The 23,950-nt window shown below is 40.6% G+C and carries 22 protein-coding genes and 1 riboswitch; of the genes, 7 read left to right on the top strand and 15 right to left on the bottom strand.

What is annotated here, in order from left to right:
* Positions 1-122 precede the first annotated feature (122 nt).
* Entirely contained in the window at positions 123-1,793 is a 1,671-nt protein-coding gene (locus I5349_RS02480) for a L,D-transpeptidase family protein (protein WP_226389146.1), read from the top strand.
* Here the strand turns inward: I5349_RS02480 and I5349_RS02475 are convergent.
* From I5349_RS02475 to I5349_RS02450, 6 genes are all read right to left on the bottom strand, one after another.
* Entirely contained in the window at positions 1,786-2,565 is a 780-nt protein-coding gene (locus I5349_RS02475; RefSeq protein WP_226389145.1) for a murein L,D-transpeptidase catalytic domain family protein, read from the bottom strand. The two genes, I5349_RS02480 and I5349_RS02475, sit on opposite strands and share 8 nt — an antisense overlap.
* A gap of 180 nt (positions 2,566-2,745) precedes the next feature.
* On the bottom strand, positions 2,746-3,930 hold the full coding sequence (locus I5349_RS02470; RefSeq protein ID WP_226389144.1) for a hypothetical protein: 1,185 nt from the start codon (positions 3,928-3,930) through the stop codon (positions 2,746-2,748).
* On the bottom strand, positions 3,931-4,548 hold the full coding sequence (locus I5349_RS02465; RefSeq protein WP_226389143.1) for a hypothetical protein: 618 nt from the start codon (positions 4,546-4,548) through the stop codon (positions 3,931-3,933).
* Between the two features lie 48 nt (positions 4,549-4,596).
* Positions 4,597-5,514, bottom strand: coding sequence for a hypothetical protein (locus I5349_RS02460; RefSeq protein WP_226389142.1), 918 nt, complete (start codon positions 5,512-5,514; stop codon positions 4,597-4,599).
* A gap of 65 nt (positions 5,515-5,579) precedes the next feature.
* Complete coding sequence (locus tag I5349_RS02455) at positions 5,580-6,038, bottom strand: SRPBCC domain-containing protein (RefSeq protein WP_226389141.1); 459 nt, start codon at positions 6,036-6,038, stop codon at positions 5,580-5,582.
* Between the two features lie 122 nt (positions 6,039-6,160).
* Positions 6,161-6,499: an ArsR/SmtB family transcription factor gene (locus tag I5349_RS02450; RefSeq protein ID WP_226389140.1), complete on the bottom strand. Its 339-nt coding sequence runs from the start codon at positions 6,497-6,499 to the stop codon at positions 6,161-6,163.
* A gap of 110 nt (positions 6,500-6,609) precedes the next feature.
* Between I5349_RS02450 and I5349_RS02445 the strand changes: the two genes are divergently transcribed.
* Positions 6,610-9,762, top strand: coding sequence for a TonB-dependent receptor (locus tag I5349_RS02445; RefSeq protein ID WP_226389139.1), 3,153 nt, complete (start codon positions 6,610-6,612; stop codon positions 9,760-9,762).
* Between the two features lie 33 nt (positions 9,763-9,795).
* Positions 9,796-10,866 carry an inorganic phosphate transporter gene (locus I5349_RS02440; RefSeq protein ID WP_226389138.1) on the top strand — a complete coding sequence of 357 codons (1,071 nt, stop codon included), beginning with the start codon at positions 9,796-9,798 and terminating at the stop codon, positions 10,864-10,866.
* 38 nt (positions 10,867-10,904) lie between these two features.
* On the opposite strand, the gene I5349_RS02435 is transcribed toward I5349_RS02440, so the two are convergent.
* The 4 genes from I5349_RS02435 to I5349_RS02420 all read right to left on the bottom strand — a co-directional run bounded on the left by I5349_RS02435 (position 10,905) and on the right by I5349_RS02420 (position 12,877).
* Positions 10,905-11,570 (bottom strand): DUF7255 family protein, encoded by a 666-nt coding sequence (locus I5349_RS02435; protein WP_226389137.1) that lies wholly within the window; start codon positions 11,568-11,570, stop codon positions 10,905-10,907.
* Between the two features lie 163 nt (positions 11,571-11,733).
* Entirely contained in the window at positions 11,734-12,216 is a 483-nt protein-coding gene (locus I5349_RS02430) for a DUF2452 domain-containing protein (RefSeq protein ID WP_226389136.1), read from the bottom strand.
* A complete protein-coding gene (locus I5349_RS02425; protein ID WP_226389135.1) occupies positions 12,216-12,398 on the bottom strand; it encodes a hypothetical protein in 183 nt (60 codons plus the stop codon). Before I5349_RS02425 ends, I5349_RS02430 begins: the two co-directional genes overlap by 1 nt.
* A 5-nt stretch (positions 12,399-12,403) precedes the next feature.
* A complete protein-coding gene (locus tag I5349_RS02420) occupies positions 12,404-12,877 on the bottom strand; it encodes a DUF4442 domain-containing protein (RefSeq protein ID WP_226389134.1) in 474 nt (157 codons plus the stop codon).
* 154 nt (positions 12,878-13,031) lie between these two features.
* Here I5349_RS02420 and I5349_RS02415 point away from each other — a divergent pair, with 154 nt between their 5' ends.
* A complete protein-coding gene (locus I5349_RS02415; RefSeq protein WP_226389133.1) occupies positions 13,032-13,463 on the top strand; it encodes a peptidylprolyl isomerase in 432 nt (143 codons plus the stop codon).
* Between the two features lie 32 nt (positions 13,464-13,495).
* Here I5349_RS02415 and I5349_RS02410 read toward each other — a convergent pair whose 3' ends face one another.
* A complete protein-coding gene (locus tag I5349_RS02410) occupies positions 13,496-14,023 on the bottom strand; it encodes a rhomboid family intramembrane serine protease (RefSeq protein WP_226389132.1) in 528 nt (175 codons plus the stop codon).
* 231 nt (positions 14,024-14,254) lie between these two features.
* On the opposite strand from I5349_RS02410, the gene I5349_RS02405 reads away from it, so the two are divergent.
* Positions 14,255-15,031 (top strand): response regulator, encoded by a 777-nt coding sequence (locus tag I5349_RS02405; RefSeq protein WP_226389131.1) that lies wholly within the window; start codon positions 14,255-14,257, stop codon positions 15,029-15,031.
* On the opposite strand, the gene I5349_RS02400 is transcribed toward I5349_RS02405, so the two are convergent.
* Positions 15,028-15,438, bottom strand: coding sequence for a hypothetical protein (locus I5349_RS02400; protein ID WP_226389130.1), 411 nt, complete (start codon positions 15,436-15,438; stop codon positions 15,028-15,030). The two genes, I5349_RS02405 and I5349_RS02400, sit on opposite strands and share 4 nt — an antisense overlap.
* Before the next feature lie 175 nt (positions 15,439-15,613).
* On the opposite strand from I5349_RS02400, the gene I5349_RS02395 reads away from it, so the two are divergent.
* Complete coding sequence (locus I5349_RS02395) at positions 15,614-18,022, top strand: S9 family peptidase (protein ID WP_226389129.1); 2,409 nt, start codon at positions 15,614-15,616, stop codon at positions 18,020-18,022.
* Positions 18,022-19,728, top strand: coding sequence for a gamma-glutamyltransferase (gene ggt / locus I5349_RS02390; protein WP_226389128.1), 1,707 nt, complete (start codon positions 18,022-18,024; stop codon positions 19,726-19,728). The genes I5349_RS02395 and ggt overlap by 1 nt, the downstream gene beginning before the upstream one ends.
* A 35-nt stretch (positions 19,729-19,763) precedes the next feature.
* Here ggt and I5349_RS02385 read toward each other — a convergent pair whose 3' ends face one another.
* From I5349_RS02385 to I5349_RS02375, 3 genes are all read right to left on the bottom strand, one after another.
* Positions 19,764-20,945 carry a trans-sulfuration enzyme family protein gene (locus I5349_RS02385; protein ID WP_226389127.1) on the bottom strand — a complete coding sequence of 394 codons (1,182 nt, stop codon included), beginning with the start codon at positions 20,943-20,945 and terminating at the stop codon, positions 19,764-19,766.
* A 74-nt stretch (positions 20,946-21,019) separates the two neighbouring features.
* Positions 21,020-21,122: riboswitch (SAM riboswitch) on the bottom strand.
* A 135-nt stretch (positions 21,123-21,257) separates the two neighbouring features.
* Positions 21,258-22,934: an OmpA family protein gene (locus I5349_RS02380; RefSeq protein ID WP_226389126.1), complete on the bottom strand. Its 1,677-nt coding sequence runs from the start codon at positions 22,932-22,934 to the stop codon at positions 21,258-21,260.
* A gap of 22 nt (positions 22,935-22,956) precedes the next feature.
* Positions 22,957-23,928 carry a deoxyhypusine synthase family protein gene (locus tag I5349_RS02375; RefSeq protein ID WP_226389125.1) on the bottom strand — a complete coding sequence of 324 codons (972 nt, stop codon included), beginning with the start codon at positions 23,926-23,928 and terminating at the stop codon, positions 22,957-22,959.
* Between the last annotated feature and the right edge of the window lie 22 nt (positions 23,929-23,950).

The following is a 23,950-nucleotide window of genomic DNA, read 5'->3' as shown; positions in this document are numbered from 1 at the left end:
TGAGATTTGGTGAAGCTATGAGTTACGGTAATCCTTACAGCAGATATAAGTCTTACGCCTTAGATACCTTGGATATGGGTCATTTTTAGCTTATATTGAGTTAGAAACTAATTCGTCTAAAGATGAAACGTATCAAGCCTTCAATACTACTTTTTATCCTGATAATACTTACCCTTGGTTTTTCTCGATGTACCAATAAACCTGATAAACAAGCAGTATCTGATCAACTAAGCCTAAAGATAGCTTCCATCGCTACTGATTCTACCCTGACAGTGGGTGAACCGATCTTGCAGCTTGACTTGATCGATCAGCTGTATCAAAAAGGTAATGGTCTACTCTCTCAAAAATGGGATGCTGAAAACAATGTCAGAGAACTACTCAGCGCTATCGAAAATGCTACACAAAATGGCCTCAATCCTGAGGATTATCACCTCACGAGTATCAACTATCTGATCGAGAAGATCGCCAATAGCAACCCTACTTCTGCAGAGGATGTCGCAGAACTAGAGCTGCTCTTGACGGACAGCTTTCTCCTACTAGCCTCACACCTGGCCGCTGGAAAGACAAATGCTACCAAAATAGATCCTCAGTGGAATGCTGCCAAAAGAGATCTCGAGATCAATTGGCCGACCTTCGTAGATTCAGTTTTACAAGCCGAGAAAATAGCCGAAACGCTGGAGTCATTGGTTCCGCATCATTTTCAATATACCAATCTGCAAAAAGCCTTACTCAAATACCGAAGCATTCAAGCTGATGGTGGCTGGGCAGCTTTTAATCCAACAGAGCCTAAATTGGTCAAAGGTATGAGTCATCCAGATGTCATTCTACTGAGAAATCGCTTGGCCAAGACACAAGGTTTTATCTCGATAGACACTTCTGATTCTACGCTTTTTGATGAAAGTCTGCACCAGCAGTTGCTCATCTTTCAAAGAAGAAATGGACTCACGCCTGATGGTACGCTAGGGCCTAAAACTGTAGAAGCTCTCAACATCACCGTTGATCAACGCATAGAGACGATCGCAGCTAACTTGGAGCGCTGGCGATGGATCGATGACTCTTTGGGAGCCAAGCATATCATGGTCAACATCGCAGACTTCAATATGCAACTGATTGAAAATCGGAAGGTAGTCTTTGAGACGGAAGCGATCGTAGGGAGAACCTACCGTAGAACGCCTGTATTTAGTTCGATGATGACCTTTATGGTGCTCAATCCTGACTGGACAGTACCTCCCACCATTCTCAACAATGACATCATCCCCGCTGTGCGTAAAAACATCCGCTACCTCGCGCAAAAGAACATGAAAGTGATCACCAGAGAGGGTAAGGAAGTGGATCCCTCTAAGATCGATTGGCAAAAAGCCTCTTCTGGAAACTTTCCTTACATGATCCGTCAGATGCCAGGAAAAGACAATGCTTTGGGACAAGTGAAGTTTATGTTTCCCAACAGCCACAATGTGTATATCCATGACACACCTACGAGGGATCTTTTCAACCAAACTGAGCGCACATTTAGTTCTGGCTGTATTCGCATCAATCGACCCATCGAGTTTGCCAAGATACTCGTAGAGACACATCCTAGTGTAGCTGCTGAGGACATAGATCGCTTGTTGAAACAACCCAATCCAAAGACTATTCGATTTACTCAGGCTATCCCTGTACACTTGATCTATCTGACTTCTTGGGCAGATGATGAAGGCACCGTATATTTTAGGCCAGATATCTATGACCGAGATGCTATCTTGGTAGCTGCCTTGAAGCAGGCTTATGAAAGGCCGAATCTAGCGGCTAATTAAGTTGATTGGGGAGATCAGTAGTTGGTATGAGTTCTATGATCATAGCATTCAGCACTTGACTGGATAGCTGCACTTGCGACTGAGCGTGATAAGCAGGCGAATCATGATAGATGTACAAGCAAGATTTCCCAGCGATCTGTTGGATGATCTTTTCATGGGCTTCTTTTGGAATGGCTGGACAGCCGTGACTTCTACCTAATCTACCATGCTGCTCTATGAAAGTTTGACTCACATAGTCTGCACTATGGATCACGATGGCTCTTTCGCGTGCTTTGTCATTGATACCAGCTTCCAGACCGTCTAGTCTCAGTGAGAGTCCATGCTTGCCTTGATAGGGCTCACCTGTGATATAAAAACCAAGGCTGCTTTGATGGGAATTGGGCTTATTAGAAAAATGCTCTGCATAAAGTCCCCCACTCTGTTGCCCATGTGCTACGTATGATTGATAAATGATCGCTTGGCTAGTCATGTCTATGATCCAAAGACGCTCTTGTGTGGAAGGCAAAGAAAAATCAATGATAGTTAACAGCTTGTTTTCAATCTGATCAGCGTGGCTCAACTGCAAAAAACCACTCAAGGCCTTTTGAAAAACAAGAAAATCAGGTTTGTCATTCAGCACTTCAAGTTGGTCATAAACCATGCGCATGTATGCTGCTAGCTTCTCTTCCTTTTTAGCAGCGGTCATCGCAGTACTTTCCACCTTGCTATGTACCAAGTAGGATGGCAAAAATGCCCAGAGTAAAAAGCTTATGATACATGACCGCAATAACATCTCCCCTTTTTTAAAACATTGATTTTCACAAAATTAGGAGAATATTAGCAGATTTTGATGCCTTTTGGGGAGACAAATTTTCATAGCCAATCAAATGCCGCTTGTATGTAGAGATGTGGTGAATAAGACGAATTCAGAAGGAAGATATTATCTACTTTAGTTTCAAGTTTTTAATAATTTCTAATCTTGAACTTTTATCTCTTCTAAATCTTTAGATAAGTCATGGTACTTACTATTTGCCACTAATTCTTTTCTTACATCTATCAATTGTTGAATCAAGGCTTTCGCATCACTATTGAAATCCCAATAGCTTCTTCTCTTGTCTAGCGCGGAATATCTATTCATGGAATCCCAAGGTATCTTGGGAGTGTTGACTGTAGAAATGATTTCATGAAGTACTGCAAACAATTCTTTAGTTTCAACCGCATTTTCGTTATATAAGTTGAGCTGATGTCGTATGTTCTTAGGTGTAGCATACATCCAAACATCTGCGTCCTCTTCCCAATGATTATATCTTCTAGCTTCTTTGAAGTTTCTAAGTATCATCTTTTGTAGCAGAATAGTATCTAAAGAAACGAGTCTATCACTTGAAAATGCCTTCTTCACTTTATCAATTTGATCTAAGGAACTTACTGTTCTCTGCATTTTTAAGACCTTGATCGTTTGAGGATCAAAAACAAGGTAATATGCTTCTTTGGCAAACTTCACTTGCTCATCAATATTAGAAAATTCATTCTCTAACTTTTGGAAATATACTTTGTTGACCTTTTCCTGATTGACAGCGGTTATTTTTTGAAGTACTACACTGAGAATTACACAGCAAATGAAAGATAAAACTATCCACCACCTTGTTTGATAAACCAATCTCACCGTCTGCCAACTTTGGAGAAAAGTCATTAATGGGAGTAGCAGCAGCAATATCCAAAACTCTTTCAAACCATCTAAATAGTTTTCTATCCCTTGAAGACCCATTAAAATTATAGGAAATATTGAGCCAAAACGGGAGACCATCATCAGAATAACCCAAAAAATTAAGCTTGAATTAGTGATAGATAAACCCTTAAATAGACTCTCCTTTTTCCTTGTATGCTTTTTACTTTGAAGCCATATCCAGATCGTCATACAAAGTCCCAATACAGAAGCCAGCAATGAGAAGAAATAATCAAAAAAGAGTCTCTCTTGCTTTTCTAGAATCAAAAGGTCTCCATAGAGAATTGATTGAACTCTAATAGCCTCTCTAGAGTAATTGAAAAATAAAGAAATAGCAATAGCTGATATAAAACCTACTGCTATTCCTATCCAAAAACGCTGTTTCCCTATTGCGTGAACAGATATTTTACCCTTTGCAAAATGAATGTTGGACATTTACTGAGGTTGGTTTTCTACCATCTTATTGATCTTTGGCTGGAGGATCCAAACACCTATTGCATAGAACCAAATCAAGAAAAATTCTCCTACAAAGTCAGAAAAAGTAGTAGCCCTTTGTAGCTCCACTGTCTTAAGTGTCTTCGCTACAAAATACATACAATAGAAAATACAAAATATCGCAAAGAAGTGTAATGGAAATATAATGATCCATAAACTGAAAATTAAGCTAAAATCAGTTGGGTCGGTATGTTCTAAAAGACTTGGCATGTTGCTAAAAAAGACAGTCATACCTAGTATGAACATTAAAAGGTAGCCAACGGGAATGAAAAAGAAGATTTTAAACTTTTTCGTTTTCATCTTTACAGTAGAGGGGATTTTATCTTGAAGCCCTATGCCTACAGACCATATCCAGGTAAAAAGCACTCCCATCACCAGTAGCATCACTATTGGAAAAAAGCCCATGATACTAAACACTACAGAAGGATCGGGTTGAGTTTGATTGATGCTAGCAAATATCATAGACGTCATATAAAACTGGAATATGATTGGTATACCAAAAAGTGGTATGAACAGCTGCCAGTGTTTGGCCTTTAAAAAGCGATCTATTAGTTTCATGTTATAAGGTTGGGGTTAGTATTCAATTTTTATCAAAATGGTTTTTTCTTACATCAACTCAATGATTCTTTCCTCTATTTGGACCTCACCTTCTGCACGCACCTCTTTAGTCAAGATGCTGTACATTATCCATCCAGTTTCATGAATCCTAGAAGCAATATTTGTCACATTGGTAAGTGCCTTTACCTGATCAAAATTAGGTGCGGGTACTTTTAAAGATTTAGCCATTTCCGTAAGGTATTGCTTCGTAGCATTTGTTAGCTGTTCAGAGTCAACTTCAAGATTTGATCGCATCACAAAATGATAGTCTTCAAAATTTATCTCATCTAATAATACTATGCCTTCGGTGTCAAAAGGCTCATTAGGATTATAATTATTGGGAGTATAAAGAGATATCTCTAACATTTCACCTAGCTTATACTGAGCTCCATGAAAAGTGAGCATTTGCTGTATATCTTGTATAGAAGCGTTTTCTACTCCCGCTTTAGTCATGAACATACTAGATGTTTGTTTGACAATTTTATCTACTCTGGGAACATCTTTATACTTTTCCTTAATCATTTGTACACTTTTTCCAAAAAAATCCCTCACCTCTTTCCAATTCTCAACTCCTTCTATCATTCCCAGCTCGTCTGTTTTGACTACTACTCTAACCTGTTCCGCTATCATCCTTAAATCTTTCAACAATTGGTCATTATTATCAGACTTTAAATCACGATAAATACACTCCACTAAATAACTATTTGCTGTAGAATCGATGACTTTCATGTCAATCATATAGGAAATTCTTTCACTAGAAAGTGTATCACAGTCTTTAATTCTGATTTTATCAAGGGTTACAGCATAGGTTTGTTGTTCATTTAGATCCCAATAAGCAATGACTTGAACTGTAGAGTCTGTGGGATTGATCTGCGCAAATGAGTTAAAGCTTATCGCACAGCAAATAAGGAAAAAGAATACTTTCATATAAGGTGATTTGGTGGTTTGTACGTGTTAATAGATAAGTTAAAAAAATATTACTTAATCTATCATTATTTCTCCGCAAGCTCTTTAAGCTTTAGCAAGGCTTTAGGGTAGGTTTCATGAAAGTAAGCTAGATAATCTTCTATAGTATCTAAGTCTACTGTGACTGTAGTGATGCCTCCTTTTTCCTCAAAGGAATAGTTTTCATGACCGCCAGCCCATTTTTCTACTTGCTCACCCGTAGTCACTTCTATATCCCCATCCAAAAACCCTATATGCTTGATCGAGACAAAAGCAGCAGGTAGATGTGCTTCTATCATAGAGACCATCCCACCTTTTTTGCCCGATTCATCTGTGCCTATAAAGTGGATTTTGCTATCCTTTTGCCAACTCCCTTCAAAGGTAGAAGTAGGGTTAAACTCAGCTGTCCAATACTCATAAGTACGCTTGTCTTTGAGGCCTAGCATCAATTCATACACTTTTTGAGCAGGTGCATATATGCTTTCTTTGAATTGTAGCTTTTCCATTTCCGCATTATTTTTTTGATAAATCTAGCAAAATTTTGATGCTTTTCAGATACACATAAAGAAGGAATTGACCTGGAGATTAGCTGCCTTAAAAGCTTGTTTTACCTAAAATATTTAAGCGGCTAACAACAATTACGCTTAGGACGATGAGGCATCATACCTTTAGAAAGTCGATTAGTCAATTCAAAAAATCGGGTTAACTTATTCCATTCGAGGGTGTATAGCGACTGCGCTCCACTGACTTTACGACAGATCAAGCCAATAGCTAATAAATCATTTAAATGCTTGGAAACAGTAGATTGAGACAAGGGTATGTCAAATACTAACTCTTTGCAAGTCCTGTCTTTATGTTTAGACAAAATGTCTAAGATCATCAATCTAGCAGGGTGAGCTAAGCACTTGGACAGCGCTGCATACTCTACATCTTTTTTTGAAAATAAGTCTTTTTGAATTTTAGCCATTGTATAAATGCGATAATAGACTATGCTTTTATTCCCGATTTAATGACGTTTTTGTATCGTATATAAAGCGCTCGGAAAATTAAGCCGCCAACACTTATCGTAAACATACAATGAATAAACTTTACTTTGTCATTTTGATACTGACTTTGTTGATGACGCATAGCGCTTTATCTCAAGAGACTACAGGAAATCTGTCTGGCAATCTCAAAGAAACTACTGGTGAGACTATTCCATTTGCCAATGTCATCGCACTCAACACGGAAACAGGCATTTCCTACAGAACTACAAGCAATGAAGCAGGCTATTTCATACTCCCTCAACTACCGCCTTTCAATAATTACACAGTTACAGTTACTTTCATCGGATACAAATCGGAAAGGCTGACCAATGTATCCGTTAATTTAGGTAAAACCACTTCACTTTCCATTGTCTTACAACCTGATGAGATTTCATTAGATGAGGTAGTCATCACTGCTAGGACTAACGAACTGCTGAAGAAAAGTGAATCCATAGGCAATGAAGCGACCATAAGTGAGAACCTTATCAGTAGCTTACCGACTAAAAATAGAAGCCTTCAAGACGTCACCAATGTATTGAGTGAAGCCAACCTTAATTCATTTGGTGGTGCAAGTTTCCGGTTTAATAACCTGAGCATCGATGGAAGTGCTACCAATGATGTACTAGGCTTTCAAGAGCCTGCTAGCGGAGCATCAGGTGCACTGGCATCAGGCACACCAGGTGGTTTAGCAGGTACACAACCTATTGGTTTTGGTGCTATCAAAGACCTTTCTGTCAAACAAACGCCTTTTGATGTCAGTATCGGCAACTTCACAGGAGCTAGTATCAATGTGATCACCAAAAATGGAACAAATACCTTTAAGACAGAAGTGTATGGGTTTTTAAAAGACAAAAACCTCATAGGAAGCTATGCTGCAGGAGAGAAACAGGAGACGACCAACTTTTCTGATATACAAACTGGTATTAGTTTCAGCGGTCCTATCATTAAAAACAAACTGTTCTTTTTTACTAATGTAGAGTTTGCCTCCAGAAACGAAAATCTTCTCAATGCTCCTGGTTCATCCACTTCGGAAATCCCTTTAGAAATTGTCCAAGGAATTAGTGATACCCTCAAAAGTCGCTACAACTATGATCCGGGGATATTTCAAAACGGCAACATTGCCATGCAGAGTACTAAGTTCTTTTTGCGCTTTGACTACAATATCAATAAAAACAACAACCTCACCGTGCGAGGAAACCTTGTCAATGGATTTGCTGATAATTTAGAATGGACGACTAACTCATTCAATTTTGGTAATCAAGGCTACCGCCATAAAACCTTGAACTATAGCATCGTAAGTGAGCTAAAAACTACCTTATCTAGCAAGTGGTATAATAAACTCATTATCTCCAATACTAATGTAGAGGATGAGCGAACCTATGACGGAGAGGTGTTTCCACACTTAGAAATCAGTTACAATACCACCAACCGTATCTTTGCAGGAACTTATCGTGAAGCCGCAGTCTATGGTGCAAGCTTGAATACCTCTCAGATCACCAATAACCTCTCCTACTACAGCGGAAAGCATGCTATCATGCTTGGTGGTTCTCTAGAGTTTAATACCATTGAATATCGATTTCTCACTGCTTTCAACGGTCGCTGGCAGTACAACTCCGTAGATGATCTATTCAATGATAGACCTGTACGTATCAGAGGTGTATATAATATTGAAAACAATGATTTTGATTTGAATAAACGTACTCCTTCTGCGGATTTCAATGTGCTCTTAGGAGGGATATACCTTCAAGATGAGATCAGGCTTTCAGAAAAGCTAAATGTCATCATCGGCTTAAGAACAGACATTCAATATACCACTACGACATTTCCACTTAGTCAAGAAGTAAGGGATACTCCTGAATTTGCAGACCTCACTAATCAAATCACTACCCGACCACAAGTAAATCCAAGGTTTGGCTTTACCTATGACTTGAAGGCAGATAAATCCTTGGTGATTAGAGGTGGTACAGGTCTATTCAATGGCCGCATGCCTTTTCTATGGTATGCCTATGCAAATTATATCTCAGGGACGCGGTATTTTAATGTAGATGTAAGACCTACTTCCCCTACTCCTATAGTCCGAGATGTGAGCGACTTCGCTACCACCGGTTCCAACATCGCAGAGATCAATCTGATAGACAATGACTTTAACCTCCCCAAAGACTGGAAGAGCAGTATCGCTATCGACAAGCAGCTAGATAAAAACACCCGAATATCTATAGAGGCGACATACAGCAAAGTACTTCAAGGATTACTATTCCAATCTATCAACCGGAAAGACTCAATAGGAAACTTTGCTGGTACGGATAATCGCCCTTATTATCTGACTTCCAATCAAAGCATTAAAATCAATGAAAATTTCACGAATGTATTCTTGCTTACCAACACTAACAGAGGATACCGCTACTCGTTGACTGCCAGTATCACTAAGTCTCAGAAAAGATATGATGGGCACCTTGCCTATACCTATGGGGTGAGTAAGGATGTGAGCAGTACCGTGAGGAGCTCGCATGCCGCTAACTTTGAATGGAACCAAGCTATAGTAGCCAATAACCCAGATTTATCATTTTCCAATTTTGACCTGCGACATAAAATAGTCTCCTACCACTTTTATAAAATTCCATTAAAAACTTCGCTTTTGAAGTTAGGTGGTTTTATCAATAGCAGATCTGGCAGTCCATTTACCTTTGTATATGCCGGGGATATTAACAGAGATGGCTCTTCTAGAAATGACTTGGTCTTTATCCCCGGATCAAGAGAGGATATCGTCTTAGTCCCTATCCGAGACAATGACAACAATGTACTGGTAAGTGCAGAACAACAATGGCAACAGCTTGATGCTTATATCGAAAATGATCAGTATTTAAGCAAAAATAGAGGAAAGTACGCTGAGAGGAATGGTGCAAGAACTCCATGGAATCACTCAGTTGACTTGAACATTTCTTATCAAAAAACCCTAGGTAAGAAAGACAATATACTAGAGCTCTCTCTGGATATCTTCAATTTCACAAACCTGATTAATCGCAACTGGGGCAAACAGCATTTTGTACCAAATCTGGAAAACTCCAGTTTCTCCCTATTAGAATTTCAAGGAATAGTGGCTAACCAACCCACATTCCAGTTTAATGATCCCAGTGGTACCCCTTGGCAGATAGATCCTCTTGCTTCTAGGTGGCAGGGACAGTTAGGATTAAAGTACGCCTTTTAATAACCACTACCAGATGCTAAATACAAATCCGATATGAGTCTCCTTTTATTACTTTTTATAGCCGCTTGTTTTCTTGCCTTTACCAATGGTGCTAATGATAACTTCAAGGGGGTAGCAACCCTTTTTGGTAGTGGCACTACTAGTTATAAGGGGGCGATTGGCTGGGCGACTATCACTACCCTGTCAGGCTCTATAGCGGCCATCTTTTTGGCAAGTGCTTTAGTGAAAAATTTCTCAGGAAAAGGACTTGTACCGGATAGTTTGATTCAAACACCTGAGTTTGCCATTTCTATCGCTTTAAGTGCGGCCATCACGGTTTTTATAGCAACTAAAGTAGGAATGCCGATCTCTACTACTCATGGTTTAGTAGGGGCTTTATTAGGAAGTGGATTAGTAGCCGTGGGGATGGAGTTCAATTTCACCAAATTGGGAAATACCTTCCTCATGCCTTTGATCGTGAGTCCACTGGCAGCTGCTGCGCTAAGCCTCCTCACATACCTTCTTTTCAAAAGGCTTAGCTTATTCTTTGGATTGACTAAAGAAAAAACGCTACGGCTAGAAAGTAGTATTTTACCTCTCAAAAAAGGGGCTTTACCAGTTTATGTAGAGACTTATCAAGGGAGTTTTTTGGGTATCAGCTTACAAAAGGCCTTAGATACTATTCACTTTTTAAGTGCAGGAGTAGTCAGCTTTGCTAGGGGCTTAAATGATACCCCTAAGATAGTGGGCTTACTCCTGATCATTGAGGTCTTAGACATTAAATGGGGTATGCTGGCGATTGCTTTAGTCATGGCCTTAGGAGGACTCTTAAATGCTAAAAAGGTAGGTGAAATGATGAGTAAGAAAATCACTCCAATGAATAGTGGGCAAGGATTTACTGCCAATTTGATAACGGGCCTCTTGGTCACTACCGCAAGTATTCATGGATTGCCTGTATCTACTACCCACGTATCGGTAGGTTCTATATTTGGGATTGGTACTGTGACCAAAAAAGCTGACTTGAAAGTAATCAGAAACATACTCCTCTCTTGGATACTTACCTTACCCTTAGCCGCTGTTTGTAGTGCGCTACTTTACTGGTTGATTAGTTATACCCTATCATAAATTTCAATCAACAAACGACACAGACTTTGACTTAAGCACTACGCCAGATATGCAAACATGGCTTGCTCGACTTTGCGCTTGAAGTAATTTACCAAGTAACTCTTATGCTGAGCAAAGTTATTTTGAAGTAGAAATCCTAAGGGCTGCATCTTTCCATCTATTAAGAGTGGATCATAGACACTCACTCGTAGCATGGGAATATTTTGTCTGATCAGGTACAGGTCTTGACAAAAAGCTACATAAGCCCGATACTTCCAGCCTGCCGCACCTGCCCCACCAAAATCTCCTGGCTCTGAGGAGCGCCCAAAGAGCTGATAAGCTGGTGTGCCCCCATTCCATTCGCTGAAGGTACCTGCTGCTTTGAGACACTGCGACTCATAAGTACGACAATAGCGCTGCTGCTCTGCATGCCACTTGTATTTGATGTTTTCATACAGGGTATTGCGTAGGCTGATGCCTCTGTATCGGTGAAATGTAGTGACATCATCCCAAAGGATCATCACACTACGCGCTTTAAAATCAAATGATAATGATGCTGGCACAGATAAATGGCTCACTCCCAAGTCCTCTGCCAACTCTATGAGTGTAGCATCAGCATTTAAGCGTTGCTGCTCGCTTGCATGTAGGGATGCCGTCACAACTGTTGCTGGATCTACAAAGGCTTCTAGCAAGACTTCTTCAATTCTTTTCAATTTGATATTCATACAACCCGATAAGCCTTATATTGATTTACGATTAATCAAAAAATACAAAATAATACAGCTTAGTTATTGCTTATCAGAAAGTATTTAATAATTTAGTGTCATAATACAATTCACGCTATTTTTTGAAAACAAAAACGCCTTGACGATTTCGTCAAGGCATTTTTTATGCTTCTGATTCGGTACTTCCCTCTTCGAGGATTTCCCAAGTATGGTCAGCCAGTAGTTTGACTTTAGCTACATAGCGATTGAAGGGTAGCTTACGACCCCATTCATTAGGTGCTACCATGGAGAGCATGTCTTGGCCATCTTTGCGCTCATAGAGGTAGTAGATATGGTTGATCAAGGGCTCAAAACTCATCTGAGTTTGATAGATGCGCTCAGAGACTTCCACACGTTTTTTGAGCATAGCAGCTTGCTGAGCTAATAGCTCCATCTGCTTATAGATCTGAGTCATCTGCATGTCAGTCTGACTATGCATGGCAGCTACTGCACGACCTTTTACTTTGCCCACATCTTCTGGCTTGACGAGGGCACTTCCCGACTGATGCGCATAAGGTAAGATGCCTGGATTTTCGGTCACGAACTCCTTCATACGTTCCAGATCGATCTGCTCAACGTTAATCTTTTTCCCTCCTGGTTTACTCATTACTTCTGATCAGTATTGGTAGAATCACTCGCTGTGCTGTCATCAGATGGCAATACAGACTCTTTTAGATAGCCCTTTGAACCTGGAAAACGGGTTCTCGTGGAGATATCATACCCGATATAGAGCATGATGATAAAAAACACAATGGCTGCTGCCAGAAATATCTTCTTACCCTTACTCATCTTGACTACTTGACTTGGATTCTTTTTGGTTGATAATCTTTTCTTCTGATGTAAATGACCTTTTTCACTTCTGCTACCACTTCGCCAGTGTCAGCCTTTACAAGGACTATAAAACTCACATCCTTTTTACCTAACTCATCTACTTGCATTTTGATTTCGCTAAGACGTTCCTCTGTGAGAAAAAATTCAGCAAAGACAGTTGACTTACCTGGTTTCAAGAATCTAATCTCTGCCGCTTTATCCCAGATGACATAGTCTTTACCTAAGTTATGAATGAGCATCAACATATAAAAAGGATCAGTCATGGCATATAGCGAACCACCAAAATGTACCTTGACAATATTGCGGTTCCACCAAGAAAGTCGCATGCGTACCACTACCTTTCTCACCTGATCATCTACCGAAATCACCCTGATCCCTGCCCCTAAAAACGGTGGCCACCAACGCATCATTCGGAGTGTTTGCTTCATTTTTGACATGTCTCCAAATTTTCTTCTTGGTAAAATTAGTTATATTCAGACAAAGGGGCTTAATTTTGCGATCGGTAATTTAACATTAAGTATAAAACCCAAAGTAATCTTCACAAAGTACTTTATTCGTATGTAGTGAATAGATATTAAACTTAACATTTATATGAAAAAAGCAGCAATACATACCTCTAAGGGCGTGATGACAGTAGAGTTCTTCGAAAAGGATGCTCCTAACACTGTCAAAAATTTTATCGACTTATCAGAAAAAGGTTTTTATGATGGACTAACTTTCCACCGTGTGATCCCAAACTTTGTGATTCAGGGCGGCTGTCCTAAAGGTGATGGTACAGGTGGACCAGGGTACAAGATAGATTGCGAACTTACTGGAGACAATCAGTATCATGACAAAGGTGTACTTTCTATGGCACATGCTGGTAGAAATACAGGCGGATCACAGTTTTTCATCTGCCACAACAGACAGAATACACAGCACTTGGATAGAAATCACACTTGCTTCGGCAAAGTAGTCGATGGCTTAGACATCATCGATCAGATCAAGCAGGGTGACCTTATCGAAAAGATCGTCATCAGCTAAATTACTCAAGCTCGTCTCAAGACGAGCTTTTTTTATAAGCTTGAAACCCTGCGCTGCCTACTCATCCATAGCCCTACGAGCAAGCCCGTCAAAGCACCACTGAAATGCGCCTCCCAAGAAATGTAGGGATTGCTAGGGAGAATGCCATAGATCATCCCTCCATATAGAAATACAATCAGAAGTGCCAATACTATGGAGATGAATCTCCCTCGAAAAATCCCCATCGCAACGATGAAAGTAGCCAAGCCATATACCAAACCACTAGCACCAATATGAATATACGGTCTTCCGATAATCCACACGAGCAGGTTTGTCACCAAATAGCAGTACAAAAAGACTTGGTCGGCTATTTTATCATAGAAAAAGTACAGCAATGAAGTCAGTAAAAAGACAGGGAAAATATTGGACATCAAGTGAGAGAGATTGCCATGTGCTAAAGGAGCAGTGATCACTCCTATAAGACCAAAGACATCTCTAGGTAAAATCCCAAGATAGCTCGTAGAGATGCCGAAAGCTCTCAAGAAAAAGTAACTCAATAAGATCAGAAAAGTAAACCTCATCGGAACAATTAAGCTTTCCCGAAATCGGTTGGTATATTTTTTCATAAACAAATATCGAAGATATGTCAAACCAAAGAAAGAACTCTCTTGTTAATTCGATTGACAAAATATTTTTAACATGAAATATGATTATACCTTATTAAATTTAGGTACATTTATGTTTAGTAGCTTAACCACCACATATAAACCTTTGATAATGCAAGTATTACCTATCTCTATTTTTCCACTCTTGTGAGCGATCAGTCAAATTTACTTTTCGGAAAACACATACTGGTAGTCGAAGATAATCCTATCAATCAAATGTATGTTATGAGCCTCTTGAAAAAATGGGGAGCAGAAGTCACTTTAGCCAATCATGGAGAGGAAGCAGTAGATGTATTTAAGCCAGCACTATTTGATGCCATCTTGATGGATCTGCAGATGCCTGTCATGGATGGATTTGAGGCTACGGCAGCCATCAGATCAATAGATAGTGAAGCCATCATCATAGCACTCACTGCGAATGATACGGTAGAAAGTCGCACTAAATGTACTGCACTTAAGATGAATGGCTTTGTGAGTAAACCATTTAAGCCAGAGGATCTTAGTAGTTTGCTTGTAAGATTAATCTCCCATGAAATACTGAGCAACTCACCCCATGCAACTCAGAACGAGGAGATCAACTATCAATACATCAATTTAGACTACCTAAAAGAAATCTCTGAAGGAGATGTTGGCTTGCAAATACAGATGATTGAGACTTTTATTAAAAATACTCCTGGTAATCTTTCAGAATTGGAAGCGGCTCATAAAGCAAGTGATCAAGCTAAATGTGGCGCTATCGTGCACAAGATCAAACCAACTTTGGCCTTTATGGGGATCAATATGATTAAAGATGAGGTTGTTCGCTATGAACGTAATCAGCGACAAAAGAAGGTCTATCCTGAAATTGAGAGTGATTACAACTTGATCAAGGAAACGATACAGCAAGCCGTTCAAGAGTTGGCAGTAGCCATAAAAAAACTCTAAAACCTTAAGAAACTAAAGCTAGATTTAGACTCCGATCGTTGCCCCCATCGAGCTACGTATTGTTTGAGGGCTAGTGCGTCTACTGGCTTGTCAAAGCATTCATCAATTTCAGAAAACCTATTTTTCAATTGTTCTGCTTTGCATGCTTGTAATGGTTGCAAGATAGCAATAGACGCATCAGGGATAGTTTCAGCAGCTAATTTGATCAATTGAATCGCGGTTTCTTCTACCAGATCATAAATATCTATAAAGACAAACTTGATAACAGACTCATCAGTATTTGTCATCTTTTGCCAAGCAGGAGATTGTACTACAAGATGATAATCTTCTGCAAACAACAGCTCCATTACTTTGATGAAGCGCTGGTCATCACTGACGATCAATAAATGATCCTTTGCTCTAGCCATGCTTTATTTCCTTTTTTTTAATAATCAGGCATTCAATATGAACATAAAATTAATTTTGAGCAAACATTATCGTTCATTTTTGAACATGCTTTTACCACTCATCTGAAATCTTTTGGTATTTAATCATCTTTTCGGCTAATTGAGAAAGTAAATAAACAATACAGCCTATATGATCATGAAGAAATTTTTACAGCAATCAATTTGGCTCTTGATAGCCTTTCTTTGGCTTGGCCAGACTGCTTGGGCACAGACATCTGCTCTAAGTGTTGAGAAAATCATGAAGGATCCTAAGTGGATGGGAAGCTTTCCTTCAAACCCTTATTGGAGTGAAGATGGTAGCAAACTCTACTTCACTTGGAATAAAGACAATGCAGATCCAGCAGATTCCCTTTATGTGATGGAAGCGAATAAACCAGAGACTATTCGCAAAGTAACCATCGCTGAACGCAAAGCATTTTTACCTAGAGGAGGCACTTTCAATACCAAAAAGACACTGAAGTTGTATACTCAAAATGGTATGCTCAAGCTTCAAGATATGAAGAAAAATACGCATCAGACGATCTTGGATCTAGGCGGTAATATTAGCAATGCGGCATTTATGCTAGATGAAAGTAAGATCAGCTTCAACTTTAACAATAATGTCTATATCCTAGACAGGTCAAATAGTGCGCTGACTCAGATCACCAACTTTGCTAGTCCTGGAAATGGTGGAGACAGGTCTAGTAATAGAAATGGAAGCGGCAGCAGTTCTGATCAAGATGATTGGCTCCAAGAAGACAATACAGCACTCATACAGGTGCTACAAGACAGGAATGCTAAGCGGGAAGCTAGTCGTGCCTATAATAATATGATGCGTTCAGAACCGACTGGAAGAAAAAGTATTTCGGCTGGAACTGGCTTCTTTAATGGCATCCAAGTAAGCCCTGATGGGAACTTTGTCACCTATAATATCTACAAGCCAGCTACAGGAGGTAAAAGAACGATAGTACCTGACTATCTTGACGAGAGTGGCTACACTACTGACATCAATGCACGTACTAAAGTAGGCAATCCCCTAGCGACCATGACGATGCATGTCTATGATGTGCGAAATGACAAAAGCTATGAAGTCAGTACTGCGGACATTCCTGGCATAGCAGATCTTCCTGACTACGTAAAAGATTACCCTGAGAAAACTTGGGAAAAGAAAAACAGAGAAGTCTATTTCTCAAGCCCTTACTATTCTGATAATGGTCAATATGCCATAGTCAATATTCGCTCACAAGACAATAAAGATCGCTGGATCATGCAGATAGACCTCAGCAATGGTAAGCTCATTCCACTAGATAGACAAAGGGATGAAGCATGGATAGCTGGGCCTGGTATGGGCTACTCTCAAGGAGGTGGTACATTGGGTTGGCTTCCTGATAACAAGCACATCTATTTCCAATCTGAGGCTACTGGCTATAGTCATTTATATCTTTTAGATATCACTACAGGTCAGAAAAAACAATTGACAGATGGCGAGTTTGAAGTGTTTGATCCATTCATCAGTCAGGACAAGAAGTCATGGTATTTCACTTCTAGTCAAGTGCACCCTGGTGAGCGACACTTTTACAAAATGCCACTCTATGGAGGCAAAGCTGAGCAGATCACTTCACTTACAGGTAATAATGAGGTCAGCCTTTCACCTGATGAGAAAAACATTGCACTGATTTATTCTTTTAGCAATAAGCCTCAGGAGCTTTTCCTGATGCCTAATAAGGCAGGAGCTCAAGCACAGCAAGTGACGAATTCACAATCAGAGGAATTCAAAGCTTATAATTGGAGAGCTCCAGAAGTGACAACTTTCAAAGCTGCAGATGGTCAAAATGTCTATGCCAGACTTTATGAACCAAGTGCTGACAAGAAAAATGGTGCTGCCGTGATCTTTGTCCACGGTGCTGGCTACCTTCAGAATGCACACAAATGGTGGAGTACTTATTTCAGAGAATACATGTTCCACAACTTACTCACTGATTTAGGCTATACTGTTTTAGACATCGACTACAGAGGTTCTGCTGGATACGGTAGAGATGTCCGTACTGGTATCTATAGACATATGGGAGGAAAAGATCTCTCTGATCATGTAGATGGTGCCAAATGGCTTGTAAACGAGAAAGGTGTAGATGCGGGTAGGATTGGTATCTATGGCGGTTCTTATGGTGGATTCATTACCTTGATGGCCATGTTTAATGAAAGTGAAACTTTCGCTGCAGGAGCTGCACTAAGATCCGTTACAGACTGGGCACACTACAATCATGGTTACACTTCAAATATCCTCAACACCCCTGTAGAAGATCCGATCGCTTATAGAAGAAGTTCTCCAATCTACTTTGCAGAAGGACTTAAAGGTGATCTCTTGATAGCACATGGTATGGTCGATACGAACGTACACTTCCAAGATGTCGTCAGACTAGCTCAGCGATTGATCGAACTAGAAAAGGACAATTGGGAAATGGCTGTCTATCCTATGGAGGATCATGGCTTTGTCGAGCCGAGCAGCTGGACAGATGAGTACAAGCGCATCCTTAAACTCTTCAACAACACCTTACTCAACAAGTAATGTTTTCATACAAAACACTTCAGATTCCGGCTATTGCAGTCGGAATCTTTTTGTCTCTAGGCAGTTTTAGTTGCCAACAAGCGAATGATGTAGAGATTGGTCTTTTAGCAGATAGTGCCATGGTAGTATCTGCCCATCCGATCGCTTCTCAAGTGGGTGCTGATATCATGCGTCAAGGGGGAAATGCCATCGATGCAGCGATTGCCACCCAGTTTGCTTTAGCGGTGGTTTATCCTGATGCTGGTAACATAGGAGGAGGTGGCTTTATGGTCATCCGTCTAGCCAATGGAGAGTCTGCCACTTTAGATTTTAGAGAAAAAGCACCGCTAGCGGCTTCTGAAACCATGTATCTAGACGCAAATGGGGAAGTAATCAAAGACTTAAGCTGGCTAGGACATCTAGCTTCAGGAGTTCCCGGTTCGGTGGCAGGCATGGTAGCAGCCCATGAACGCTATGGAAGTTTACCATGGGAGACACTGCTCGCGCCAGCAATCAGGCTCGCTCGAGATGGCTTTTTACTCACTGAGAAAGAGGCTCAAAAAATGAATGTACAGCGCGATTATTTTTTGAAGTACAGCACCAATCCACCTGCATTTACTGCAAAGACGAATTGGCTGACTGCTGATACGCTTCGCATCCCTGAACTCGCTGAAACGCTCCAGAGGATCAGCGATAATCAAAATGCAGGTTTCTATCAAGGAGAAACCGCAGAGCTGATCATTGCTGAGATGAAGCGAGGCGGTGGAATCATCACAGCAGAAGATTTAGCCAATTATGAAGCTGTATGGAGAGAACCGCTCATTGGCAATTATCGAGGCTATGAGATCATCTCTATGCCGCCACCTTCCAGTGGAGGAATAGCACTATTACAATTACTACAAATGACTGCAGCTTATCCCATTCAAGAAATGGGCTTTTTCAGTCAAGAGACTATACACTTGATGACCGAAGCTGAGCGTAGAGTATATGCAGATAGAGCAGAGTACCTAGGTGATGCGGACTTTGTGGATGTTCCTGTAAATGATCTCCTTGAGACTTCTTACAATCTCGGTAGGATGAGTGATTTTGATTCACAAAAAGCAACCCCTAGTAGCGCGATTTCAGCAGGTACTGTCCTAGTTGAATCTGAGCAAACTACCCACTTTTCGATCGTAGATGCAGCGGGTAATGCCGTCTCTTGTACGACTACCCTCAATGGCGGCTTTGGTTCAAAAGTTTATGTAGGTGGTGCTGGATTTTTACTCAATAATGAGATGGATGACTTCAGCATCAAGCCTGGCGCTCCCAATGCCTATGGACTTGTCGGTGGAGCAGCCAATAGTATCTCTCCTGGTAAAAGAATGCTAAGCTCCATGACACCTACTATTCTTGCCAAAGATGGTAAACTCTTTATGGTAGTAGGTACTCCAGGTGGTAGTACGATCATCACCTCTGTCTATCAGACCATCCTCAATGTCATCGATCATGGCATGGGTATGCAAGCGGCTGTAAATGCTCCAAGAGTGCATAGTCAATGGCTTCCTGATGAGATAGCCTTTGAGAATGGAACATTGAGTCAGTCACTTCAAAATACACTCAAAAACATGGGACATTCGCTTAAAAGCAGAAATGGAATCGGTAGAGTAGATGCTATTTTAGTCAGGCCTGATGGCAAATTAGAAGGCGGTGCTGACCCAAGAGGTGATGATACTGCTAAAGGTTATTAGTTAAATCCCTCACTATTTGAATAGTGAGGGATTTTTTATTTAAGAGCAGACTTTTCTAGTGCTTGAGAAATATCTAAAATGATATCATCCACATGTTCTAGGCCAACAGAAAGCCTTACCAAACCAGGATAGATCCCTACTTTATTTCGTTCAGCTTCTGTCAATTTACTATGAGTAGTAGTGGCAGGATGTGTGACGATCGTGCGTGTATCGCCCAAGTTTGCTGTGATACTGATCATCTGTAAATGATCGATGAATCGCTGCGTACGCTCCAAAGCTCCTTTTAAATGAAGGGTAACGATCCCCCCTCCTTTGCGCATTTGTTTCTTAGCTAATTCAAACTGAGGATGAGACGCTAATAAAGGATATTTGACAAATTCTAAATGCGCATTGTTTTGAAAGTGTTGAGCGATATGTAAGGCATTGTCACAGTGTCGATCCATTCTGACGGCCAGTGTTTCCATACTTTTATCAAGCACCCAAGCATTAAATGGAGACATCGCTGGGCCAGTATGACGCGTAAAAAAGCGAATCTTATCAATCAAGGTCTTTTTACCCAAAATCAAACCTCCTAATACACGGCCTTGGCCATCTATGTACTTAGTTGCGCTATGTGTCACGATATCAGCTCCCCATTTAGCTGGCTGTTGGAGATAAGGTGTTGCAAAGCAGTTGTCTACCACCAAAAGTAATCCATGCTTTTTACAAAGGTCAGCTACCCATTCCAAGTCTATGATCTCTAAGCCTGGGTTTGAAGGTGTTTCAATGAAGATCATCCTAGTATTTGGTTGAATCAAGGCTTCCCAAGCACTTGTATTCGAGATGTCACCATAAGAACTCGTGATTCCCCACTCAGGCAGTATCTTAGTCAATATCTGATGTGTAGAACCAAACAGCGAGCGAGCAGCCAATACGTGATCACCTTGCTTTAAGAGTCCTCCTAAAGCTCCAAACATAGCTGCCATGCCAGAGGCTGTAGCGATGCCATCTTCCGTTTGCTCTGCAGCACATAGTTTCTGGATCAAATCACTAGTATTGGGATTGGCATATCGAGAGTAGATGTCTCCAGGTATCTCTTCGGCAAACATCTGCCTAGCTTCTTCTGCAGAGTCAAAAGTGAAGCTTGAGGTCAAGTGTAGCGGTGCAGCGTGTGCACGATTGTCTTTGGTACCATCATGTAATCGGATGGCTTGTGTTTCAAAATTTTGATAGCTCATATCTTTGTCTGATTTTAAAAGTAAGTCAGCTCAAAGAAATAGAAGAATGAATGGCAAATCGATCGCTAGACCATAATTTATCATCCCCCTGTGGGGCAGGTTTTGGCACCATTTCTTTGGGAAAGCTGGTTGCCAGAGGTTCTAAGAGCCTGATCTCTCCCCTCTTCTTCATAAATCATCTCACTGATGATACAAATAAACATGCTACGAGAGACTTATCAAAAAGCTTGCATATATAATTTCTGAAAGCTGCATAAAAAAGCACCCTGAAGATTTCTCCAAGGTGCTTTCATATTCTATCAAATGAAGTAATTAGAATTTAGTGATCACAAACTCAACTCTACGATTGAGCTCACGTCCTGCCTCTTCTTGATTACTAGCGATTGGCCTAGTTCCACCATATCCTTTAGTAGCAATACGATTGATGGCGATACCTTTTCCTACGAGATAAGACTTGACCGCTTCTACCCTACGCTCAGACAGGATCTGATTGAGATTTGGATTTCCTAGATTATCTGTATGTCCTTCCAGCCTAATTTCCATTTGAGGATTGTCTACCAATAACTGATAGATTTGGTCAAGTTCTTTAGACACTTGCTCATCTGCAAAAGTTGCTGTTCCTCTTTTGAAAAGTACGTTTTCGATCTTTACAGCGGTTCCTACTTCTATAGGAGTCAGTAAAAAGTCTCTTGCTAGTAGATTACCAGAAGTAGTCACTTCCACCTTTTGCTTTAGCACTAAGAAGCCTGAAGACCTTACTTCTACTTGATAACTTTGTCGTTCTAAGTTCTTTGCCTCATAAAACTCTCCATTTAACGTATCATAGCTAACAGTCTGTCTGCTACTATCGACCATATTGATCAGGGTGATTTCAGCTTTTACAGGCATCATGGTATTGATATTGAGCACACGACCCTTGAGTACAACCAGTTCTGGACGTTCGGGTTCTGGTGCTACTTTAGGAGCTTCAATTACTGGTGGTACTTGCTTGACTTCTTCTTTCACCTCTTCTTTGACTTCCTCTACTACCTCCTCGACTTCTTCTATCATCACTTCTTCAATAACCTCAGGCACTTCCTCTTCGATAACTTCTTCTTCGTCTGCTGGGGCTATGCGCATACGGACAACATCACCAAAGCCTTCGCTATCTTGGGTGGTTGTGAAATAGGCCATACCTTTGTCATCTGGATCTAGGGTAAAAGATAACTCAACACCAATACTATTGACCTCAGGACCTAAATTGACAGGAGTAGACCAACGCTCCCAAGTGTCGTCTAATCTTTTACTGACATAGATATCTCTCCCACCAAATCCTCCATAGCCATTTGATGAGAAATAAAGCGTCTTTTTATCCGAAGCTAAAAATGGTGTCATTTCCTGTTGATAGGTATTGACATCTGGCCCTAAATTTTGTGGGTCAGACCAAGCGCCATCAGGCTGTCTAAAACTCACATAAATATCTTCGTTCCCATAAGACCCATAAGACTCCATAGCAATCACCATGACTTGTCCATCTGCTGTGAGGCGTGCGCTTTGATGTGTTGATTTATTACTCAGAGAAGGCATATTGACTTTGCTGTCATAAATCCATTGATTGCCACTTCTTTTATAAAGATGTAAGCCTAGTCGGGATTTACTGTCTACCACACTACTCATGTTGTGGTAAAAGACCATCAAAGTGTTCTCATCTACAAAGCCAACAGCTGCATTGTACAGCTCGTTATTGATATCTCCTGTGAGTCTTACTGGTTCTGCCCAGTCAGTCCCTTCTTTGAAACTTACCCAAATATCACCTTTGTCTTTATTCCCACCAGCATTGTCTCTATGATGTGCACGGGTGAAATAAATAGCTTCTCCATCTGGGCTGATGATCAAATGTTGCTCGTCAAAAGACGAGTTGAGCCTCGAGAGATTTTCAACTTGCTCTTGGGCTTGTGTAAAATGTACTGGTAAAAAAGAAGCAAGCATAGTGACTATGCTTGCTCCCATGATTTGCTTGTTTAATTTCATTTTATTGATCTAGTACGATAGCAAATATGAGTGGCGCTACGATAGTAGCATCAGACTCTACAATGAACTTTGGTGTGTCAATGCCTAGTTTGCCCCAAGTAATCTTCTCATTTGGTACTGCTCCTGAGTATGAGCCATAGCTCGTAGTCGAGTCACTGACTTGACAGAAGTAGCCCCAAAGCGGCACATTGGTGCGCTGAAGGTCTTGGTGCAGCATAGGAACTACACATATCGGGAAATCCCCTGCAATTCCCCCGCCAATTTGGAAAAATCCAACAGTACTTTCGTCAGTTGCATTATTTGTGTACCAATCTGCAAGAGAAATCATGTACTGGATACCACTTTTCACCGTGTGAACATTTTTGATGTCTCCACTGATCACGTGACCCGCGTACATGTTGCCTAACGTAGAGTCTTCCCAACCTGGTACGACCATCGGTAGATTTCTTTTAGCTGCTTCTAGAAGCCAGCTATTTTTGGGGTCTATTTGATAAGAAGCTTCTAGATCTCCAGACAGTAATATTTTATAGAAAAACTCGTGAGGAAAATATGATTCACCTGCCTGATCTGCTTTCATCCATTCCTTGAGAATCACATTTTCGATTCTTCTCATGGCCTCCATCTCAGGAATACAAGTATCTGTCACACGATTCATATGGCGATCTAGTAAATCTTGCTCTTGCTCAGGAGACAAATCTCTATAATGTGGGATACGCTCATAATAATCGTGAGCCACCAGGTTGAATACATCTTCTTCCAAGTTGGCACCTGTACAGCTGATCGCATGTACTTTACCCTGACGAATCATTTCCGCTAGTGAGATCCCCAACTCAGCAGTGGACATAGCCCCTGCCAAAGTTACGAGCATTTTACCACCTTCATTGAGATGCGTTTTATATCCTTCTGCCGCGTCTATCAGAGCAGCAGCGTTAAAGTGTCTATAGTTGTGTTTTAAGAATTCAGTGATTTTCATATCGCTTGATTTTTATTGTGCG

Origin of the sequence: Penaeicola halotolerans, from assembly GCF_016464625.1 — a bacterium.
Classification (GTDB): domain Bacteria; phylum Bacteroidota; class Bacteroidia; order Cytophagales; family Cyclobacteriaceae; genus Penaeicola; species Penaeicola halotolerans.
The sequence above is the reverse complement of the archived record's forward strand: the minus strand, read 5'-3'. Positions and strand labels throughout refer to the sequence as shown.

Coding starts and splice junctions, on each gene's coding strand:
- I5349_RS02480 (WP_226389146.1), top strand. CDS start 123: ATGAAACGTATCAAGCCTTCAATACTACTTTTTATCCTGATAATACTT.
- I5349_RS02475 (WP_226389145.1), bottom strand. CDS start 2,565: ATGTTATTGCGGTCATGTATCATAAGCTTTTTACTCTGGGCATTTTTG.
- I5349_RS02470 (WP_226389144.1), bottom strand. CDS start 3,930: ATGTCCAACATTCATTTTGCAAAGGGTAAAATATCTGTTCACGCAATA.
- I5349_RS02465 (WP_226389143.1), bottom strand. CDS start 4,548: ATGAAACTAATAGATCGCTTTTTAAAGGCCAAACACTGGCAGCTGTTC.
- I5349_RS02460 (WP_226389142.1), bottom strand. CDS start 5,514: ATGAAAGTATTCTTTTTCCTTATTTGCTGTGCGATAAGCTTTAACTCA.
- I5349_RS02455 (WP_226389141.1), bottom strand. CDS start 6,038: ATGGAAAAGCTACAATTCAAAGAAAGCATATATGCACCTGCTCAAAAA.
- I5349_RS02450 (WP_226389140.1), bottom strand. CDS start 6,499: ATGGCTAAAATTCAAAAAGACTTATTTTCAAAAAAAGATGTAGAGTAT.
- I5349_RS02445 (WP_226389139.1), top strand. CDS start 6,610: ATGAATAAACTTTACTTTGTCATTTTGATACTGACTTTGTTGATGACG.
- I5349_RS02440 (WP_226389138.1), top strand. CDS start 9,796: ATGAGTCTCCTTTTATTACTTTTTATAGCCGCTTGTTTTCTTGCCTTT.
- I5349_RS02435 (WP_226389137.1), bottom strand. CDS start 11,570: ATGAATATCAAATTGAAAAGAATTGAAGAAGTCTTGCTAGAAGCCTTT.
- I5349_RS02430 (WP_226389136.1), bottom strand. CDS start 12,216: ATGAGTAAACCAGGAGGGAAAAAGATTAACGTTGAGCAGATCGATCTG.
- I5349_RS02425 (WP_226389135.1), bottom strand. CDS start 12,398: ATGAGTAAGGGTAAGAAGATATTTCTGGCAGCAGCCATTGTGTTTTTT.
- I5349_RS02420 (WP_226389134.1), bottom strand. CDS start 12,877: ATGTCAAAAATGAAGCAAACACTCCGAATGATGCGTTGGTGGCCACCG.
- I5349_RS02415 (WP_226389133.1), top strand. CDS start 13,032: ATGAAAAAAGCAGCAATACATACCTCTAAGGGCGTGATGACAGTAGAG.
- I5349_RS02410 (WP_226389132.1), bottom strand. CDS start 14,023: ATGAGGTTTACTTTTCTGATCTTATTGAGTTACTTTTTCTTGAGAGCT.
- I5349_RS02400 (WP_226389130.1), bottom strand. CDS start 15,438: ATGGCTAGAGCAAAGGATCATTTATTGATCGTCAGTGATGACCAGCGC.
- I5349_RS02395 (WP_226389129.1), top strand. CDS start 15,614: ATGAAGAAATTTTTACAGCAATCAATTTGGCTCTTGATAGCCTTTCTT.
- ggt (WP_226389128.1), top strand. CDS start 18,022: ATGTTTTCATACAAAACACTTCAGATTCCGGCTATTGCAGTCGGAATC.
- I5349_RS02385 (WP_226389127.1), bottom strand. CDS start 20,945: ATGAGCTATCAAAATTTTGAAACACAAGCCATCCGATTACATGATGGT.
- I5349_RS02380 (WP_226389126.1), bottom strand. CDS start 22,934: ATGGGAGCAAGCATAGTCACTATGCTTGCTTCTTTTTTACCAGTACAT.
- I5349_RS02375 (WP_226389125.1), bottom strand. CDS start 23,928: ATGAAAATCACTGAATTCTTAAAACACAACTATAGACACTTTAACGCT.